This window comes from Streptomyces sp. 1-11 (assembly GCF_007176755.1).
Taxonomy (GTDB): domain Bacteria; phylum Actinomycetota; class Actinomycetes; order Streptomycetales; family Streptomycetaceae; genus Streptomyces.
In genome coordinates, this window is sequence record NZ_BJTV01000004.1 from 493314 (window position 1) to 514469 (window position 21156).

Here is a 21156-nt window from a genome sequence, read left to right on the forward strand (position 1 = left end):
GACGACGGGCAGCGGCCCCTGGCCGCCGGTCCCGCTCACCGGTACGTGTCCCAGAACAGGCCCGTCGGCGCGGGCTCGGCGGGCGGTACGGGTCCGGTGGGCGCCGTCGACTCGGCGGGTCCGGCGGGGCCCCGTACGACGGTCCTGCGGTCGAGCGGCGGGCCGGGCAGCGGGGCGCGGGCGGCGAGGTGGTCCGCCGGGGCGGGCGCGAGCAGCAGGTGCGCGTTGGTGCCGCCGTCCGCGAAGCAGTTGAGCGCGGCGGCCTCGGCGGCGGCCGGCCAGGGGGCCGCCTGGCGCGGGAAGTACAGCGCGGAGGCGTCCAGGTCGAAGTGCGGCAGCGGCTGCTGCCCGGAGCGGAACGGCACCTGGGTGCGGTGGTGCAGCATCAGCACCACCTTGATGAACGCCGCGATGCCTTCGGCGGCCAGCGGGTGGCCGATGTTCGGCTTCACGGAGCCGAGGGCGACGGGCGAGGAGCGGGTCGCGGCGGCGCCGTAGACGCCGTCGATCGCCTTGAGTTCGAGCAGGTCGGTGACGGCGGCCCCGGTGCCGTTGGTCTCCACCCAGCCGATGTCGCCCGGGGCGTGGCCGCTGCGGGCGAGCGCCTCGGTCATCACCGCCTTCTGCGCCTGGAGGTTGGGGGTGGCCGGTCCCGCCGTGCGGCCGTCGTTGTTGACGGCGATGCCGCGCAGCACCGCGAGCACCCGGTCGCCGGCGGCGCGGGCGGCGGCCAGCGGCTTGAGGACCACGACGCCGACGCCCTCGCCGAGGACGAGTCCGGCGGCTCTGCGGTCGAAGACGTGGAACTCCGGGCCCGGGTTCAGCAGTCCGCGCCGGCCGAACACCTGGTGCGCCCGGTCGTCGGCGAGCAGGCTCACCCCGGCGACGACCGCCGCCTCCACCGATCCGGTCCGCAGCGCCTGGACGGCGGTGTCCATCGCGACCAGGGCGGAGGAGCAGGCGGTGTCCACGACCAGGCTCGGGCCCTGGAAGTCGAAGAACTGCGAGACGTTCGCCGCCAGGTAGTTCTGCCCGGTCACCACGACCGGGTTCTTCGAGCGTTCCAGCGCGTCCGGGTCGGGGGTGTGGGTGGCGCGTCCGCCGACGTACACGCCGACCTTGCGCCCCTTGAGCTCGGCGGGCCGGTAACCGGCGTGGTGGACCGCGTTGTTCACCTCTTCGAGCAGCAGCAGCGCCTGCGGGTCCATGGCCGCCACGTCCGCCTCGGAGAGCAGGAACGCCTCCGGGTCGAACCGCAGCACGCCCGGCAGCAGGCCGGCGTGGTGACCGAGCGGGCGGCCGAAGCGCTCGTCGGGGACCGGCCGCAGCGCCGAGCGGCCCTGGCGCAGCAGCTCCCAGTAGGCGTCGGCGGAACCGGCGTCCGGGAAGCGGCAGGACAGGCCCACGACCGCGATGTCCGGCGCCGCCGGACCGGCCGCGGGCGCCGGGGACGCCGGTGCGGTGTCCAAGCCGCGCGGGGAGCCGGCCGCCGGGGTGCCGGCCGGGGCCGGGGCGGGGCCGGTGTCCGCCGCCGGAGCGCCGAAGACGGCCAGGAGTTCCGTGCGGTGCGCCTCGGCCAGGTGCCCGGCGAAGGCGTCGACGGTCGGGTGTTCGAGCAGCGCCGAGGGGTCGACGGAGACGTCCAGGCGCTTGGCGACGGACTGGACGAGCTGGGACACCATGATCGAGTCCATGCCGTAGTCCTGGACCGGTACGTCGCCGGCGAGCCGGGCCCGGTCGAAGCGCAGCTCCTCGGCGAGCCGGTCGAGCAGCCAGGAGGCGGCCGCGCCGACCGCCGCGCGCACCCGGGCGTCCTCGTCCGGCCCCGCGGCGGGCGCCGCGGCCAACGGGGCGCCGGGGACCGCGGGCGCTTCCGTGGCCGGGGCGGTGGCCGAGATCGCGGGCCCGGCGGGGGCCGGGACGGCGGCGGGCGCGGTGGCGGTGGGCGGGGCCGGGTCCAGGCGGCGGGCGGTCAGGCGGGCGGGGTCGAAGCCGGCGTCCGGGCGCGGCACCACCGGCATGACCACCCTGGCGCCGCTGCCCAGCGCCCGCTCCAGCAGGGCGAGTCCCTGTTCGTCGGAGAGCGCCGCCAGCCCGGAGGCCCGGTAGGCGGCGCTGCGGGCCTCGCCCATGCCGGTGTCCTTCCAGCTCGGCCACTCCACGCTGACCACGGGCAGCCCGTACGGGCGGTGCCGGGCGACGGCGTCCAGGTAGGCGTTGGCCATGGCGTAGTCGCTCTGGCCGACCGCGAGGGCCGGCACGGCGGCGGCGACCGAGGAGTACACGACGAACAGGCTCAGCGGCTCGTCGCGGAACACCTCCAGCAGGGCGTCGAGGCCGAACACCTTCGGGCCGAGGACGCGGGCGACGCCCGAGTGCGGCTTGCGCACGAACGCCGGGTTCTCGAAGTCGGTGACGCCCGCGCTGTGCACCACGCCGCCGACCGGTCCGAGCCGTCCGCGGACGTCGGCGAGGGCCTTGGCGAGCGCCTCGCGCTCCTCCAGCGGCACCGCGACGACCTCCAGTTCCACCCCCTGGGCCGCCAGTTCGGCCAGCGGGCGGAGCTTGCGGCCCAGCGGGCCGTCCTGAGCGATGTGCGCGGCCCACTCGGCACGCGGCGGCAGTTCCTCGCGTCCGGTGAGGACCAGCTTGCGCACCCCGTGCGCGGCGACGAAGTGCCGTGCGGTCAGCAGCCCGATGCCGCGCGTGCCGCCGGTGACCCAGAGCACGTGGCCGGCCGGGAAGCGCGGCGCCTCGCCCGCGCCGCCCGGCTCCTCAGCCAGCCGGGCCAGGTGCCGGACGCCGTCGCGGTAGGCGACCTCGGCGGGCTCGTCGTCGTAGCTCAGTTCGTCGGCCACCCAGCGGCACAGCCGCTCGTCGCCGGCCGCGCCGTCGATCTCCAGGTGGCGGGAGCGGACGTGGCGGTACTCGCTCTGCAGCATCCGGTACAGGCCGATGCGGGCCGCGCCGCCGAGGCCGGGCGTGTCGTCGGGGGCGACCCGGGTGACCAGCAGGGCGCGCAGGTCGCGGCTGCCGCGGTCGACCAGGTGCTGGAGCCAGCGCAGCCAGGTGGGCAGCGTGGTGTGGTCCGGGGCCGGGCCGGCATCGGCGCAGCCCGCCAGGTCGACGACGGCGTCGAAGCGGTCCCAGCGGGTGCCGTCGGCGGCGAGTTCGGCGTCCAGCCGGTCGGCGGTGAGCACCTCGGCGGCGGGCAGCACGGCGGCGAGCCGGGCGGCCAGCGTCTCTGTGCCGGGGGCGGCGAGGACGGCGGTCAGGGCCGGGCGCGCGGTGCGGGAGGCGGGCGGGGCGGGCGTCCAGCGCCGGGTCAGGAGCATGCCGCCGTCGGCCGGCCGGCCGGTGAGGGCGGCCAGTTCGGCGTCGGCGGCGGCGAGCCAGACGCGGTCCCCGTCGAAGGGGTAGCCGGGCAGCGCCACCGGGCCGGGGCTGCCCGCCGGGTGCAGGACCGTCCAGTCGACGCCCTCGCCCCGGGTCCAGGCGGCGGCCAGGGCGGCGGGGTCCGCGGGCAACTCGGTGCCGGGGGCCGGGCGGCGCGGGTCGACCACACCGGTCCAACTGCCCGCCGGGCTGCCGCCGGCCGCGAACTCCTTCAGCTTCGCAGCGAGTTCGGGCAGTCCCTCGAAGAGGACGGCGAACCGGTGGGCCATGGCCTCGCGTCCGGTCTGCAGGGTCCAGGCCACCTGCTGGGGCGTCGCCCCGCCCGTCTCCGCGCGCAGGTGGCCGGCCAGACGCCGGGCCTGCGCGCGCAGCCGGCCGGCGTCCCGGGCGGAGAGGACCGCCAGCCGGCCGCCGGCCGGGGCGGCCGGGGCGGGCGTGTCCGGCCCGAGGTGCTCCTGGAGGATGATGTGGGCGTTGGTGCCGCCCGCGCCGAAGGAGCTGACACCCGCGGTGCGCGGCCGGACGGTGCCGTCCTCCCGCACCCGGCGCGGCCAGGGCGCCCGCTCGCGCTGGACCTCGAACGGGGTCGACGTGAAGTCGATGTTCGGGTTGAGACGGTCGGCGTGCAGGGACGGGACCAGCTCGCCGTGCCGCATCTGCAGCAGCACCTTGGTGATCGCGGCGATGCCGGCGGCCGACTCGGCGTGCCCGATGTTGGACTTGACCGAGCCGATGGGCAGCCGCTCGGGCAGGTCGCCCTCGAACGCCCGCAGCATGCCGTTGACCTCGACCGGGTCGCCGAGCGCGGTCCCGGTGCCGTGCGCCTCCAGGTAGTCGAGGTCGCCGGGGCGCAGTCCGGCGCGCTCCAGCGCGGACCGCACGAGGTCGCCCTGTGCCCGGGGGTTGGGGACGCTGTAACCGGCGCCCGCCCCGCCGTGGTTGACGGCGGACGCCTTGACCACGGCGAGCACGCGGTCGCCGTCGGCGACGGCCGCGTCCAGGCGCTTGAGCAGCACGGCGCCGGACCCCTCGGCCGGGACGTAGCCGGTGCCGCCCTCGCCGAAGCTGCGGCAGCGGCCGTCCTCGGCGAGGAAGCCCCGCTGGGCGAGCTGGAGGAACTTCACCGGGTGGCTGGAGATGTTGACGCCGCCCGCGACCGCGACGTCGCAGTCGCCGTTGCGGATGGCCAGGCAGGCCTGGTGGATGGTGACCAGCGAGGAGGAGCACATGGTGTCCAGGGCGACGCTGGGACCGGTGAAGTCGAAGAAGTACGACACCCGGTTCGCGACGGAGGCGTACGACGAGGAGGTGGCGAAGCCCTCGCCGCGCAGCGCCTCGCCCACGCCGTAGAGCTGGTAGTGGCCGTACATCATGCCGACGAACACGCCGGTGCGCCCGCCGCGCAGTCGCTCACGGGTGTAGCCGGCGTCCTCCAGCAGGTGCCAGACGGTCTCCAGGAACACCCTCTCCTGCGGGTCGGTGTGCTCGGCCTCGATCTGCGACATCCGGAAGAACAGCGGGTCGAAGCGGTCGGCGCCGGGCACGAAGCCGCCCCACTTGCCGTAGGTCCTGCCGGTGGCCGACTTGTCCGGGTCGTAGAAGACCCCGTGGTCCCAGCGGTCGCCCGGGATCTCCTCGACGCTGTCGCGGCCCTCGCGCAGGTTCTGCCAGAACTCGGTGACGTCGCCGGCGCGCGGGTAGCGGCCGGCGACGCCGATGACGGCGATGTCGTCGCCGCCGGTGGGCCCGGCGGGGGCCGGCACCGCCGCCGGGACGGCGGGCACGGGCACGGCGGCGGGCGGGGTCGCGGCAGCGGTGGTCGCGGCGGCGGGCGCGGGCACGGCAGCGGCGGGCGCGGGCACGGTCGCGGCGGGCGCGGGCACGGTCGCGGCGGGCGCGGGCACGGTCGCGGCGGGCGCGGGCACGGTCGCGGCGGGCGCCGGGGCCTGGGCCGGCGGCAGCGGGGCCGGCGGGGCGGTGGTGAAGGCGGCGGGGTGGGCGGCGGCGAGGTGGGCGGCCAGGTCGCGGACGGTCACGTGCTCGAAGAGCAGGGTCTTCGACAGCGGTCCGACGTGCTGTTCGAGGCCGCGGATCAGGCTCATGGTGATCAGGGAGTCCACGCCGTACCGGTCGAAGGGCTCGGTGACGGTGATCTCCGCCTCCGGCGTCCTCAGCTCCCGCGCCAGCAGCCGCAGGACCAGCCGCTCGGCCTCCTCGCGCGAACCGGAGCCGGGGCCCGCGCCAGCATCGGGGCCCGGCGCGGCGTCGGCGGCGGGCCGCGGCGCGGCCGGGGCCGGGGCCGTCGTGCCGCCGGACAGGGCGGTGAGGACGCGGGCCGGGTCGCCGGGGGCGAGCAGCAGGGCCGGGGCGGTGCCGGCGAGGGCCCGTTCCAGCGCGTCCAGGGCGGGCCGGGTGGCCAGCGGGCGCATGCCGAGCACGCGGTCCATGTACTCCTCGGCCCTGGCGTCGATGCGCATGCCGCCCTCGGACCACACCGGCCAGGCGGCGGAGAGGGTCCGGCCCTGGCGGGTGCCCGCCCTGCGCCGCTCCTCGCGGCGCTCGGCGAAGCGGTCCAGGAAGGCGCCCGCGAAGGCGTAGTCGGTCTGGCCGGCGTTGCCGAACGCGGCCGCGGCCGAGGAGTAGACGACGAAGTAGTCCAGCGGCTCGCCCGCGGTGGCCTCGTCGAGCAGCGTGGTGCCGCGCACCTTGGCGGCCAGCACCGCGTCCGCGTCGGCGCGTTCCTTGCCGCGCAGCAGCCCGTCGCGCAGCACACCGGCGGCGTGCAGGACACCGCTGACGTGGCCGTACGCGCCGCGCGCCGCGTCGATCAGCGCGCGCACGTCCCGCGGGTCGGCGACGTCGGCGACGACGACGCGGGCGCCGAGGGCGTCGGCGCGGGCCCGCGTCGCGGCGTCGGGGGCGGTGCGGGCGGCGAGGACGAGGCCGCCGCCGGTCACCCCGGCCGCGGTGCGGGCGGCGGCGATGTGCTCGGCGGCGAGCAGGCCCAGCGCGCCGGTGCCGCCGGTGACGATGTGCGCGCCGGCGCCGGTGAACGCGGAGCCGGAGACGGCCGGCAGCGTGGTCCGGTGCCAGGAACGGCGCTCGGGGCCGTCCGCGGTGAGCCGCGCCTCGGTCTCGGGGCCGCCCTCGGCGAGGAGTTCGGCGACGACGTCCCGGGCCGGGGCGCCGGGCGCGACGGCGAGCACGCCGAAGGCGATGGCGGGGTGTTCCAGGCGGACCGAGCGCGCGAAGCCGGCCAGGGCCGGGTCGGCGGGCGACGCCGCCGGCTCCGGGTGGACGTACAGGTAGGTCAGCGCGTCGTGTCGGTCGAGCTGCCAGGCGCGCAGGAAGGCCAGCGCGGTGTGGAAGCCGGACTCCACCGCCGCGTCGCACTCCGGCTCGCCGGCCGACAGGTGCAGGACGCGGACCGGGCCCGCCCCGGCGGCGCGGACGGCCGCGACGGCGTCGAAGTCCGCTCCGAGCGGGATCCGGCGCACCTCGGCGCCGGCCGCGCGCAGCGCGGCGCCGAGTCCGGCCTCGTCCGGCGTGCCCGCGGCGGGGGCCAGCAGCAGGACCGTGCCGGCCGGGCCCGGGCGGCGCCGGGGCGCGGGCTGCCAGCCGGGTTCGAAGGCGGCCACCGCGCCGGCCGTGGGCAGCGCCCGCAGGGTGAAGGACTCGAGTGTGACGACGGCCGTGCCGTGCTCGTCGAGCAGGGCCACGTCGAAGGAGAGCGAACCGTCCGGCGCCGGGCGCGGGGCCGGGGTGGCGTGGGCGAACACCCGCCGCGGCAGCGGGGCGTGCAGCCGGGCCGCGCCGAGTGAGAACGGCAGGTACGGCGCCGGGCCCGCGGGGTCGCCCGCGCCCGGTACGAGGCGGCCGGCCGTCTGCAGGGCGGCGTCGAGCAGCGCCGGGTGGAAGGCGTACGCGCTCGCGTCGGCGTGCAGGGCCTCGGGCAGCACCAAGGTGGCCAGCACCTCGCCCGGACCCTCGGCGATCTCCTCGATCACCTGGAAGGAGGGGCCGTAGGCGAAGCCGAGCCGTGTGAAGCCCGCGTAGCAGTCCGCCCCGGCGGTGACGCGGGGGCAGCGGGCCCGGATGCCGGCCAGGTCGGCGGGGGCGGGCCGGGGGCCGGCCGCGTCGAGGCGGAGGGTGCCGCCGGCGTGCACCGGCGCGCCCACGCCGTCCCCGCACACCTCGAAGGAGTGGTGCGCGCCGTCACCGGTGACCCGGACGGTCAGCCGGTGCTCGGCCCGGCCCGCCTGGAGCCGCACCGGCGCGGCCCACACCAGGTCGTCCACACCGCGTACGGGGGCGCCGGCGGCGGCGAGTTCACCGGCCAGCCGGCCCATCTCCAGGTAGGCCACGCCGGGCAGGACGCGGTCGCCGCCGACGACGTGGTCCCGCAGGAAGAACTCGTCCCCGGTCAGCGTCTTGGCGTAGACGTGCTCGCCGGGCGCGGAGACGTCGGCGTCCAGGAGGGTGGGGTGCAGGCGGGCGGGGTCGCCTGGACGGGCGTGGGCGCCCGGCGTCGCGAAGGCGGGGGCCGTCGGCGTGGGTGCGGGTGTGGCGGGGGCCGTCGGCGTGGGTGCGGGTGTGGCGGGGGCCGGCCAGTGGCGGGGGCCGGCGAAGGGGTAGGCCGGCAGGTGGACCCGGCGGCGGGGGGCGCCCCGGTGGAGGGCGGGCCAGTCGACGTCGGCGCCGCGCAGCCAGTCGGCGGCGAGGCCCCACAGGTCGCCGGGTCCGGCGGTGGTCCGGGCGGCGGGGCGGCCGTCGGCCGCGTGGCCGGTGCGCACCGCCGAGGGCCGGCCGGCCAGGTGCGCCAGCAGTTCGGCGCGCAGCCCCGCGGCGCTGTCGGCGACCACGGCGAGCCGGTGCGCCAGGGGCTCGCGGCCGGTCTGCAGGGTGTGGGCGAGGTCGGCGGCCGGGAGGTCGTGCCGCCCGAGGTGGTCGGCGAGCCGCTGGGCGGAGCGGCGCAGCGCCTCGCCGTCGCGGGCGGACAGCACGAACAGCTCCTCGGCCGGGCTGTCGTCGCGGGCATCCGGCATGGGGGGTTCCTCCAGGACGATGTGCGCGTTGGCCCCGCCGAAGCCGAAGGAGCTGACGCCGCCGCGGCGCGGCAGCTCCGCTCCGGCGGCGTCCCGCGGACGCGGCCAGGGCCGGGCGGTGGCGGCGACCTCGAACGGGCCGCCGTCGAGCTCCAGATAGGGGTTCCGCTCGCGGAAGTGCAGGCTGGCCGGGATCGTGCCGTGCCGCAGCGCGAGGACCACCTTGAACAGGCCGGCGATGCCGGCGGCGGCCTCCAGGTGGCCGATGTTGGTCTTCACCGAGCCGATGGCGCAGGGCCGCGCGGTCTCCGCGACGCCCTGCTCGGCCCTGATCCGCCGGAAGGCGGTGCTCAGGCCGGTGGTCTCGATCGGGTCGCCGAGCGCGGTGCCGGTGCCGTGCGCCTCGATGTAGCCGACGGTGTCCAGCGGCACTCCGGCGCCCCGGTAGGCGTCGACGAGCAGGTCGGCCTGGGCGTCGGGGTTGGGGGCGGTGAGCGAGGTGGTCCGGCCGCCGTGGTTGACGGCGGCGGCCTTGATGACTGCGTGCACGGCGTCGCCGTCCCGGCGGGCGACGTCGTGGGGCTTGAGCAGCACCACTCCCGCGCCCTCGCCGCGCACATAGCCGTCGGCGCGGCTGTCGAACGCCTTGCAGCGGCCGTCGGGGCTGAGCATCTCCCCCTGGCTGAGCGCCTCGTACACGCCGGGGGCCAGGATGAGGCTGACCCCGCCCGCGATGGCCAGGTCGCAGGTGCCGTCGCGCAGGGCGGCGCAGGCCTGGTGGACGGCCGTCAGCGAGCCGGAGCAGGCGGTGTCGACGGCGATGCTGGGGCCGCGCAGGTCCAGCAGGTACGACACCCGGTTGGGGATGACGGACAGGGCGGCGCCGGTGAGGGTGTGGCCCTCGGCGCCGCGTCCGGCCGCCCGCTGCACCTCCAGGTAGTCGGAGTTGGTGACCGCGACGAACACGCCGACGCGTCTGCCGGCCAGCTCGGACGGCCGGTACCCGGCGTCCTCGACGGCCGACCACACCGTCTCCAGCATCAGCCGCTGCTGCGGGTCCATCAGTTCGGCCTCGCGGGGCGAGATGCCGAAGAACGCGGCGTCGAACCGGTCGACGCCGGGCGCGAAGCCGCCCCAGCGGGAGCGGGAACGCGGGTGGTCGCGCCAGTCCCAGCGGTCGGCGGGTATCTCGCCCACCAGGTCGTCGCCGGCGGCCAGGTGGGCCCAGAACTCCTCCAGGTCGGCGGAGCCGGGCAGCCGGCCGGCCATCCCGATGACGGCGACGTCGGCGCGGGCCGGGGCGTGCCGCCCGTCGCCGCGCGCGCCCGGGGTCCCGGCGCCGGTCGCGCTCCGGTCCCCGGTCACGGCCGCCCCGGGCGTCGCCGCGCCGCCTGCGCCCGGCGTCCCGCCGCCGGTGCCCGCCGTGTCCGTGACCGGCGAGCCCGTGACCGGCGTGCCCGTGACCGGCGTCCCATTGTCCGTACCCGCTGTCCCGCTGCCCGGGACCGCCGTGTCCGTGGCCGCCGTGCCGAAGCGGGCCGGCAGCTCGTGGGCGTGCTCCCGCAGCAGGTGGTCGGCGAGGGCGTGCAGGGTGCCGCGGCGGTAGAAGAGGGTCGGGTAGACGGTGATGCCGTACGCCTTGCGCAGCTCGGCGCTGAGCGCGGTGAAGCCGACCGAGTTCATGCCGGTCTCGCCGAGCGGGGTGTGCGCGCCGATGTCCTCGGGGCGCAGGCCGGTCAGGCCGGCGACCATGCGGGCGAGGTCGGCCTCGAGTTCCGCCCGGCCGCCTCCGGCGGCGGGCGGCCCGGCGGGCGCCGGCTCCGGCCGCGCGGTTCCGGCGCCGAAGCGGGCGCGCAGCTCGGCCAGCGGCAGTGCGGCGAGGGCGCCCCGGTCGACCTTCTCGTTGAGGGTGCGCGGGAACCCGGTGACGCGCAGCAGGGTCTCCGGCACCATGTGCTCGGGCAGCCAGGCGCCGAGCCGCTCGCGGGTGGGTTCGGCCGCGCCGTCGTCGAGGACGTAGCAGCCGAGCAGGGTGTGCGAGCCCGCGGCCCCGCCCCGGGCGACGACGACGGCCTCGCGGACGCCCTCGACGCGTCGCAGGGTCGCCTCGATCTCCTCCAGCTCCACCCGGAAGCCGCGCACCTTGACCTGGGAGTCGATCCGGCCGAGGTACTCGATGCGGCCGTCCGCGAGGCGGCGCGCCAGGTCGCCCGTGCGGTACACGCGGGCGTCGGGTCCGGCGCCGGACGGGTCGGGCAGGAAGCGCTCGGCGGTCAGTTCGGGCCGGCCGAGGTAGCCGTCGGCGACGCCGTGCCCGCCGATGTACAGCTCGCCGGCCACGCCGGTGGGCACCGGCCTGCGGGAGCCGTCCAGGACGTGCAGCGTGGTGTTGGCGATGGGCGTGCCGATGGTGACGCGCTCGCCGGGGGCGAGGCGGCGGGCCGCGGACCAGATGGTGGTCTCGGTGGGCCCGTAGAGGTTCCACACCTCCTGGTTCCCGGCGAGCAGGGCCTCGGCGGTGTCGGCGGGCAGCGCCTCGCCGCCGCACAGCACCTTCAGCCGGGCGTCGCCCCGCCAGCCGGCCGCGAGCAGCATGCTCCAGGTGGCCGGGGTCGCCTGGACGACGGTGGCCGCGCCCGCCTCGAGGGCCTCGCGCAGCCGCAGTCCGTCCCGGGCGTCCTCGGCGGGGAGGATCTCGACGGTGGCGCCGGTGATCAGCGGCAGGTACAGCTCCAGGCCGGAGATGTCGAAGCAGACGGTGGTCAGGGCGAGGAGGGTGTCGCCCGGCCCGCATCCCGGTTCGCGGGCCATCGACCACAGGAAGTTGGTCAGGGCGCGGTGCGGGACGCACACGCCCTTGGGGCGGCCGGTGGATCCGGAGGTGTAGATGACGTAGGCGGTGTCGGACGGGCCGGCCGGGCCGGGTGAGGGCAGCGCGGGCGGTTGTTCGCCGGTGTCGGTGACGAGCCGCGGCACGCCGCCCGGGTCGCCGGTCACGGACGAGTGGGTCAGCATCAGGTGCAGCTTGGCGTCCTCGGCCATGTAGGCGAGCCGGTCGCGCGGGTAGGCGGGGTCGAGCGGCACGTAGGTGCCGCCCGCCGCCTGGACGGCGAGCAGCGCGACGGGGAGGCCGGCGTCGCGCGGCAGCAGGACGCCGACGGTGCGGCCGCGGCCGACGCCGGCCGCGGTGAGCCGGGCGGCGAGGGCGTCGACGCGTTCGGCGAGCTCGCGGTAGGTCAGCTCGGTGCCGCGGTGACGGACGGCGACGGCGTCGGGCCGCGCCTCGGCCTGGCGGCGTACGAGCTGCCAGACGAGGGTGTCCGCGGGGTAGTCGGCGGGTTCGGGCGGGGCGAGCAGGGCCCGCTCGGCGTCGGTGAGCAGGTCCAGTTCGCCGACGGCGGTGCCGGGCCGGTCCACGGCGGCGGCCAGCAGGGTGGCGAAGTGCTCGCCGAGCCGGGCCACGGTCGCCGCGTCGAGGAGATCGGGATCGTACTTGAGGGTGTAGCGGCAGCCCTCGGCCTGTTCGACCACCTCGAGCGTGAGGTCGAACTCGCCTTCCTGGTGGACGCCTTCGACGGGTCCGAGGACGACGGCGTCGGCGGCCTCGCCGGTCCGGGCGGCGCGCGTCCAGTTCTGGAAGTAGAAGGCGACGTTGAACGGGGCGCCGGCCTCGGGGTCCGCCCGGCGCAGGTCCTCGGCGAGGGTGATCAGCGGGTAGGCGCTGTGCTCCAGGGCGTCCAGCACCGTCCGGTGCACGCGTCCGAGCAGCGCGCGGAACTCCTCGGCGCCGTCGACGCGTTCGGCGAGCACGACCATGTTCATGAAGTAGCCGAGCACGTCGTCGTAGCCGCTCGGCGGCCGGCCGGCGGTGGGGGTGCCCACGGCGATGTCGTCCTGGTCGGCGTAGCGGTGCAGCAGCGCGAACCAGGCCGCGAGGACCACGCCGAACAGGGAGGTCTGTTCCGCCGCCGCCAGTGCGCGGGCCCGGTCCGTGACGTCCGCCGGGAGGTGCCCGTCCAGGCTCGCCCCGCGGTGGCCGGGGACGGCCGGGCGGGGCCGGTCCAGCGGCAGCGGCACGGTGGTGCGGCGGCCGCGCAGCCGCTCGGTCCAGTGGGCGCGCAGCCGTGCGCCCTCGTCACCGGCGAGCAGGTCGCGCTGCCAGGCGGCGAATCCGGCGTAGTCGCGGGCGGGACGCCGCGGGTCCGGCGTCCGGCCGGCGCGGACCGCGCGGTAGCCGTCCTCCAGCTCGCGCAGCAGCAGCGCGATGGAGACGCCGTCGAAGACCGCGTGGTGGAAGGTGAGCAGCAGGGCGTTGCGGCCGTCGCCGAGGGTGTAGAGCGTGGCCCGCACCAGCGGTCCGGTGGGCAGCTCGAAGGGGCGGCGCAGCTCCGCGCGCATCCGGTCGCGCAGCTCGTCGTCGTCGCGGGCGGTCAGGAAGACCTGCTGGAAGGGGAGTTCGGGTTCGGCCGCGACCCGGACGTGGGGCGTGCCGTCCTCGCCGGTGCGGATGGTCGCGCGCAGCGCGTCGTGCCGGTCGACGACGTCCTGCAGGACGGTGCGCAGCGCGAGGACGTCGAGGTCGCGGTCGAGCCAGAGGGCGAGGGGCAGGTTGTACGCGTAGGTGCCGGGTGCGATCTGCTCGATGACCCACAGCGCGCGCTGGCCCTCGCTCAGCGGGTGGGTGCACTGCTCCGCGTCGGTCCTCGGGCGCAGGACGAGTTCGGCGGCCCTGGCCGCCCCCGGGCCGGCGTCCGGGGCCGGTCGCGGCGCCCGGTCCGGTACGGCGCCGGCCGGGGCGGGCTCCGGGGCGGCCGCCGCTTCGGCCAGCCGGCCGGCGGTGAGGTGGGCGGTCAGCTCGCGCAGGGTGGGGCGTTCGAAGAAGTCGCCGAGCGGCACGGCGACGCCGAACGTCTCGTCCACGGCGGCGACGATCTTCATGCCGCTGAGCGAGTCGAAGCCGTAGTCGGCGAGCGGCCGGTCGGGGTCGATCCGTTCGTCCAGCTTCAGTACGCGCTCGACGAGTACGCGCAGCCGCTCGCCGACGGCGTCGGCGCCGGCGGCCGGGGTGGCCGGAGCGTCGGCGGCGGCCGGGGCAGTGGCGGGTGCGGGCCCGGCCCCGGGTTCGGCGGCGCGGGCCGGGGCGGTGGCGCGGGCGGCCGGGTCCGCGGTGAGCACGACGCCGTCGCTCTCGGCGACCAGCACGGTCTGTCCCAGCGCCGGATCGTCGGCGCCGAGCGCGGTGACGGGGGCGTAGCCCTCCTCGTGCAGCAGCCGCGTCCAGCCCTCGGGGGAGGCCAGCGGCGAGTCCGGGAGCCGCAGTTCGCCGTCGCCGAACGCCCACCAGCCCTCCAGGACACCGCCGCCGATGGTGAGCAGGGGCCGTACGGAGGTCAGTTCGTTGAGCACCAGCCAGCCGCCGGGGCGCAGCAGGGCCTTGGCCTTGCGCAGGGTGGCCCGCAGGTCGCTGGTGGCGTGCACGACGTTGGTGGCGAGCACCAGGTCGGCGGTGGCCGGCGTGAACCCCTGTTCGGCCAGGCCGCGTTCGAGGTTGAGCACCTGGAAGCGGGTGAAGGGGTACTGCTCGGCGAAGCGCTCGCGGCCGTGTTCGAGGAAGCGGGGCGAGATGTCGGTGAAGGTGTAGCCGACCCGGCCCTCGTGCGGCGCCAGCGCGGGCAGGACGCGTTCGCTGGTGGCGCCGGTGCCCGCGCCCAGTTCGACCACCTCGACGCGGCGGCCGGCGGGCAGCTGCGGCAGCCGGGCGTCGAGGAAGCGCCGGACGGTGTCGCGGACCAGGAGGTTGAAGGAGTCGGTGAGCGGGTTGCCCTTGTAGAAGTTCTGCACCAGCTTCATCGAGGAGCCGGGGAACATGATCTCGGTGGCGCCGACCTCGCCGCGCAGGATGCGCGGGTAGGCGTCGAGGAAGAGCCGGTTGAGCGTGACGGTGGGCTCGATGTCGGGGTGGGCGGCGGCGATCCGGTCGAACTCCGCCTCCCAGCGCCCGGCCGCCTCGGCCTGGTCCACGGTGTCGACCGCGGCGGTGGCGGTGACGCGGTCGCCGTCGCGGGTGAGGTAGCCGGCGGCCGTGAGGATGTTGAGCAGGGCCTCGTGCAGCCGGGCGAACCGGTCGAGGATGCCGAGGCGGGTGCGCAGTTCACCGGCGCCGTACCGCTCGCCGGAGCGCCGCAGGACGCCCATGCGCTGGTAGACGCCGAGCAGCATGGGCGCGGAGACGGCCTCCAGTTCCTCGTACCCGGCGAGGACGCGCCGGGCGGCGGGGTCGGGGCCGGGGCCCGCCGCCAGGTCGGCGGCGGCGCCGGCGAGGGTGGCGGGGTGGCCGCCGCCGGCCAGTTCGCCGTCCAGGGCCGGGTCGTGGCCCATGGCCTCCAGGGCGCGCCGGCCGGCGCGGATCGGCATCGCCTGGGGCAGTCCGCTGCCGAGGACGCGCCGTACGGCGGCGATGCCCTCGGCGGGCCCGAAGTCGCGGATGCCGAGTCCGGCGAAGATCTCGGCGAGGCCCGGCCGGGCGCCGGAGCCGACCTGGCCCCAGTACCCCTGGTTGACGACGGTGACGGGGTGGGGCAGCCGGTCGCGCAGGAACAGGGCGTAGGCGTCCTCGGTGGCGGAGGCGCAGATGTAGGCGCCGTTGCCGGCGAAGCTGCCGAAGGAGCCGGCCGAGGAGAAGTAGGCGAGGAAGTCCAGCGGCCGGCCGGCGACGGCGGCGGCGAGCGCGGCGGCGCCGACGGTCTTGACCTCGATGGCGGCGGTGAACGCGGCCTCGTCCAGCTCGGCCAGCGGGTGGTTGTCGAAGGCCATGGCGGCGTGCACGACGCCGTGCAGCGCGCCGAACCGGCGGTACGCCTCCTCGACGGCGGCGGTGAGGTCGGCGGCGGAGCAGGCGTCGCCGGGGACGTGGACGGCGTCGCCGCCCAGGCCGCGGATCTCCTCGGCGAGGGCGCGCTGTGCGGGGCCGGGTTCGTTCCGGCTGAACCAGACCAGGCGGGCCCGGTGCCGGCGGGCGAGGTGGCGGCTGAGCTCCTGGGCTATGCCCCCGGTGCCGCCGACGAGCAGGTAGACGCCGTGGTCGCGGAAGACCGGGCCGGGTTCGGGCAGGGTGACCCGGCCGAGGCGGCGGACGTAGCGGACGCCGCCGCGCAGGGCGACGGTGCGCCCGGCGGGGTCGGCGGGGGCGGTCAGCACGGCGTCCACGAGGTCTTCGGCGGCCCGGTCGCCGTCGAGGTCTGCGGTGGCGTAGTCCAGGGCGCACACGCTCAGGTCGGGCCGTTCCTTGGCGACGACCTGGAGCAGTCCGTGCAGCCCGGCCGCGAACGGGTTGGCGGCGGTGCCGCCCGCGACGGCGTGCACGTCGCTGGTGACCACGACGAGCCGGGCGGGGGCGAGGGTGCGCGCCAGGTGGAACAGCGACAGCGGGCCGTGCCGAAGGTGCTCGCGGGCCTGGCCGAGACCGACGGCGTCGGTGACGGCGGCGCCCGCGCCGCCGAGGTGGATCACCAGGTCGGCGCCCTCGGTGGCCTTCAGCCAGGCCTGCGGGGGCTGTTCGTCGAGCGCGACCAGGTCGACGCGGGCGAGCGGGTCGCGGGCCGCGACCGCCTCGCCGAGCCACCGTGAGGCGGCGGTGACGAGGACGACGGTCCGGCCGGCGGCCGGCGCTCCGGTGGCGGCGGGGGCGGGCTCGCGCACCCACACCGGGCGGTAGAAGTCGGGCAGTTCCAGGCCGGGTTCGGGCGCGGACTCGGGCGCGGGCTCGGCGGCGACGGCGGGCGGCCGGGGTATCCAGTACCGCTTGCGGGCGAACGGGTAGGCGGGCAGCTCGGTCCGCCGGGCCGTCGCGGGGGTGACGCGGGACCAGTCGACGTCGGCTCCGGCGACCCACCGCTCGGCGACCGCCGTCAGGTCCCGCCGGTCCAGGGCCTCCTCGAGCGCTTCGGCCTCGGCGCCGGTGAGCACGATCCGGGCGCGGGCGGCGCGGCCGGTGGTGATCCGGGCGTCGCTCTTCCCGGCGGCGTAGGCCTCCAGCGCGGCGGCCGCCTCGGAGAGCCGGCGGGCGGGCAGCGCGAGGCGGAACTCGTGGGCGGTGCGGCCCGCCTGGAGGGTGTGGGCGACGTCGGCGAGCCGCGGGGCGCCGGACGCGGGAGCGGCGGCGGGGGCCGGACGCCGTGCGGCCGCCAACGCGTCGGCGACGGCGCCGATGGTCGCCGCCGTGCCGAGGGCGGCGGGGGGTTCGCCGTCGAGTTCGGCGGCGAGCAGCGCCTGGTAGCGGGCGCGTTCGGTGACGGAGAACCCGCACTCGGCCAGGTCGGTGCCCAGGTCGAGGTGTTCGGCGGGCACTCCGACGGTGCGCGCGGCGAGGTCGAGGCACAGGCGCTGCGCCTCGGCGAGCGCCCCGGCGGCGTCGGCGTCGCGCGCCGGTTCCCCGGTGCGGCGCAGATGGGCGGCCAGGTCCGCGGCGCAGGCGCGCAGCCGGTCCTCGCTCTTGGCGGAGAGCACCAGCAACTGCTCGCCGTCCGGGGCGTCGGGCGCCTGCCGGGCGGGGTCCGGCCGGTACTCCTCCACCAGGAGGCAGGCGTTGGCGCCGCCTCCGCCGAACGAGCTGACCAGCGCGCGCAGCGGGGTGTCCGGCGTCGCCGGCGTCCAGGGGGCGAGGGACTGCTGGATCTCGAAGGGGGTGCCGGTGAAGTCGATGCCGGGGTTGCGGCGGGCGGAGTTCAGCGACGGGGCCAGCGTGCGGTGCCGCAGTTGGAGCAGCACCTTGGTCAGTCCGGCGATGCCGGCCGCCGACTCCAGGTGGCCGATGTTGGACTTCACGGAGCCGACCGGGACGGCGGGGCGTTCGGCGCCGCCCCGGCCGCCGAACGCCTCGGCGAGGCCGGCGATCTCGATGGGGTCGCCGAGCGGGGTGCCGGTGCCGTGGGCCTCCACGTAGCCGACGGTGGCCGGGTCCACCCGGGCGCGCCGCAGCGCGCCGCGGATGACCTCGGCCTGCGCGGCGGCGCTGGGCACGGTGTAACCGCCGGTCTTGCCGCCGGCGTTGATGGCGGAGCCGCGGATGACGCCGAGCACGCGGTCGCCGTCGGCGACGGCGTCGGCGAGGGGGCGCAGCAGCACGGCGCCCACGCCCTCGCCGTCCACGAAGCCGTCGGCGCCGGCGCCGAAGCTCTTCAGCCGGTCGTCGTGGGAGATCATCCCGCGGTCCGCGAGCATGCGCAGGTGCATGGGGTGCAGGATCAGGTTGACGCCGCCGGCGACGGCGGCCCGGCACTCCCCCGCCCGGATGCTCTCGCAGGCCAGGTGGACCGCGGTGAGCGAGGCGGAGCAGGCGGTGTCGACGGCGAGGCTGGGGCCGGTGAAGTCGAAGGTGTAGGACACCCGGTTGGCGATCGACCAGTGGTTGGAGTGGGCGTCGGTGCGCACGCCGCGCGCGGTCGCCTCGCCGCCCATCCACTCGTAGTTGTTGTTCATGACGCCGACGAAGACGCCGACCGGGCCGCGTGCGGCGAGCCGGGCGGCCGGGTGGCCGGCGTCGTCCAGGACGGCGGCGGCGGTCTGCAGGAAGAGGCGCTCCTGCGGGTCCATGGCCTCGGCGTCGGCGGGTGAGATCTGGAAGAAGAGCGGGTCGAACTTGTCGACGTCGTCGATGAACCCCGCCCACTTGCTGTAGCTGCCGTGCGTGCCGGCGGGGTCGTAGTGGGTGTCGGCGTCCCAGCGGTCGGCGGGCACCTCGCGGATGCAGTGCCGGCCGGTCCGCAGGTTCTCCCACAGCTCGCCGACGGTGCCGGCCAGCGGGTAGCGGCCGGAGACGCCGACGATGGCCACGCCGTCGCCTGCCGCCGGGGTCTGGCCCGGGTCGCGGGCGGCCAGCAGGCTCAGCAGCAGCTTGCGCTTGTCGTCCACAGTTGCTCTCTCTCAGGTCTTCGACCGGCCGCCGCGGGCCGGGAGTTCACCGCCGGGGGCGGCCCCGGCCGGGGCCGGGGCCGCCGGGGGGCCGGGTGGGGTGGCGGCCGGTGCGGGTCGTCCGGTGCCGCCGTGGGTCAGGCCCGGTCCGTGGCCCGGGCCGCGGCCCGCTGGGCGCGCCGGGAGACACGGGCCGGTTCGGCCGGTGCGGCCTGGGCGCCGCCGGTGGCCGGGGCGAGGCCCATCAGCTCGGCGAGGTTGCCGACGAAGGAGCGGATGGTGGGGAACTCGACGAAGGCCGTGGCCGGGACCTCGAAGTCGAGCTGCTCGCCGAGCTTGGCGACGACCTCGATCAGGACCAGGGAGTCCAGGCCCAGGTCGAAGAGGTTGGTGTCGAGGGCGGCCCGGTCGCGGCCGCCGAGCACCTTGCCGATCTCCCCGGTGAGGTAGTCGGTGACGAGCTCCACGTTGTGCCCGGGATCGTCCGGTTCGAACCGGTGCAGCAGCCGGTCGTCGTCCCGGCCGGCCGGTGCGGCGGGGCCGTGGCCGCCGGGCTCCACCCAGTGCCGGCGGCGTTCGAAGGGCTGGGTGGGCAGCGGCACGCGGTGGACGTCCCGGCCGGCGTGGACGGCCTCGAAGTCGAGGGCGGCGCCCCGCGTCCACGCCTGGGCGGCGAGGCCGAGCAGGTGGGCGTGGCCGGCGGGGGCGCCGTCCGGCGGGGTGAGCGGCAGGGCGAAGCGGCCGTTGTCCGCGAGCAGCGCGTCCAGTCCGTCCGGTCCGTCCAGGGCGGCCGGGGCGGTCCAGGCCGCCGGGTCGCGGGCCTCGTCCTCGGTCATCCAGCGGCCGGTGCGCGGGCTGACCACGGGCAGACGGGGCGCCTCGGTGCGCTCCGGTGTGGCCCCGGCGGCCAGGGCGAGGGCGGCGGCGAGCGGGAGTGCCCCGGACAGGGCGGCGGCGGTGGCCGTTCCGGCGCCGGCCGCGGCGAGGCCGGCCGGGCCGATGCCCCAGGCGGTGAGGGCGCCGGCCAGGGCGTACTCGTGGGCGAAGGCGGCGTGCGGGCCGGTTTCGGCGAGCAGCTCCCCGGCCCGGCCGGCCCGGCCGAGGGCGGTGGCGCAGGCGTCGGCGGCGTCCCGGTAGGCGGGCACCGCGCCGTACAGCTCGGCGGTGTCCGCCGCGTCGGCGCCGGTGCCGGTGAGCAGCAGCACGGCGCCGGCGTCGCCGGGCCCGGCGACGCCCTGCCGGGTGCGCTCCTCGTCGCCGAGGGCGAGGGCCATGGCGGCCTCGCGGGTGCCGCGGGCGACCACGGCGAGCCGGTGCGGGTGGGCGCGGCGGCCGAGCCCGAGGGTCTGGGCGACGGCGGCGAGGTCGAGACCGGGGTGGGCCCTGAGGTGGCGGGCGAGCGCTCCGGCGGACTGCTTCAGGGAGTTCGCGGAGCGGGCGGAGAGCACCAGCAGCTCCGGGTCGCGCCCGGGGGCGGCCTCGGTGCGGGCCGGCGGCTCCTCGAGGACGACGTGGGCGTTGGTGCCGCCGATGCCGAAGGAGCTGACGCCGGCCCGCAGCGGGTGGTCGCCCTCGGCCTTCCAGTCGGTGGTGCCGGTGTTGACGTAGAAGGGGCTCGCCGCGAAGTCGATCTCGGGGTTGGGCCGGGTGTAGTGCAGGCTCGGCACCAGCGTGCGGTGTTCCAGCATCAGCGCGGTCTTGATCAGGCCGGCCATCCCGGCCGCGGTGTCGAGGTGGCCGATGTTGGTCTTCACCGAGCCGAGCGCGCAGTACCCGGTGTGCTCCGCGCCGCCCTCCCGGAACGCCTCGGTGAGGGCGGCGACCTCGATCGGGTCGCCGAGCGGGGTGCCGGTGCCGTGCGCCTCGACGTAGCCGACGCTCTCGGGGCCGACGTCGGCGACGTCCTGGGCGTCGGCGATGACCTCGGCCTGCCCGGCGATGCTGGGCGCGGTGTAACCGGTCTTGCCGGAGCCGTCGTTGTTGACGGCGGAGCCCTTCACGACGGCGTGGATCCAGTCGCCGTCGGCCAGCGCCTCGGACAGCCGCTTGAGCACGACGACGCCCGCGCCGCTGCCGATGACGGTGCCCCTGGCGTCGGCGTCGAAGGCTCGGCAGTGGCCGTCGGGGGAGAAGATCATGCCGTCCTGGTACTGGTAGCCCTGGCGCGGCGGGGCGAGGTGCACGGCGCCGACGAGGGCCATGTCGCACTCCCCGCCGAGCAGGGCGAGGCAGGCGGTGTGCACGGCCACCAGGGAGGTGGAGCAGGCGGTGTTGACGCTCATGCTGGGGCCGCGCAGGTCGAGCTTGTAGGAGACCCGGGTGGCGAGGAAGTCCTTGTCGTTGGCGAGCATCAGCCGGTAGTGGTCGACGGTGGACGCGGCCCGGTAGCGCTCGCCGAGGTTGTGCAGCAGGTAGGTGTTGAGGCCGGCGCCCGCGTAGACGCCGATGTGCCCGTCGGTGCGCGCGGGGTCGTAGCCGGCCCGCTGCAGGGCCTCCAGGGCGCACTCCAGGAAGACGCGGTGCTGCGGGTCGAGGATCTCGGCCTCGTCGTGGGTGAACTGGAACAGCTCGGAGTCGAACAGGTCGGTGCCCTCGACGGTCTGGGCGGCGCGGACGTAGCGGGGGTCGGCCAGCCGTTCGGCGGGCACGCCGGCGGCGAGCAGTTCCTCGTCGGTGTAGCGGGTCAGGGTCTCGCGGCCCTCGCTGAGCACGTCCCAGAACCGCTCGACGGAGTCCGCGCCCGGGAACCGGCAGGCCATGCCGACGATGGCGATGTCGGAGTCGGAAGGGGTCATGGTGGTTGTCT

2 protein-coding genes are annotated in these 21156 nt (G+C 77.1%); both read right to left on the bottom strand.

From position 1 onward, the window contains the following. Positions 1-35: 35 nt before the first annotated feature. Positions 36-18350 (bottom strand): non-ribosomal peptide synthetase, encoded by an 18315-nt coding sequence (locus TNCT1_RS36665; RefSeq protein WP_268894165.1) that lies wholly within the window; start codon positions 18348-18350, stop codon positions 36-38. 137 nt (positions 18351-18487) lie between these two features. Then, positions 18488-21145, bottom strand: coding sequence for a type I polyketide synthase (locus tag TNCT1_RS11805; protein ID WP_143630821.1), 2658 nt, complete (start codon positions 21143-21145; stop codon positions 18488-18490). Positions 21146-21156 lie beyond the last annotated feature (11 nt).

Excerpts from the sequence above, each read along its gene's own strand:
- TNCT1_RS11805 (WP_143630821.1), bottom strand. The coding sequence starts at position 21,145 with ATGACCCCTTCCGACTCCGACATCGCCATCGTCGGCATGGCCTGCCGG.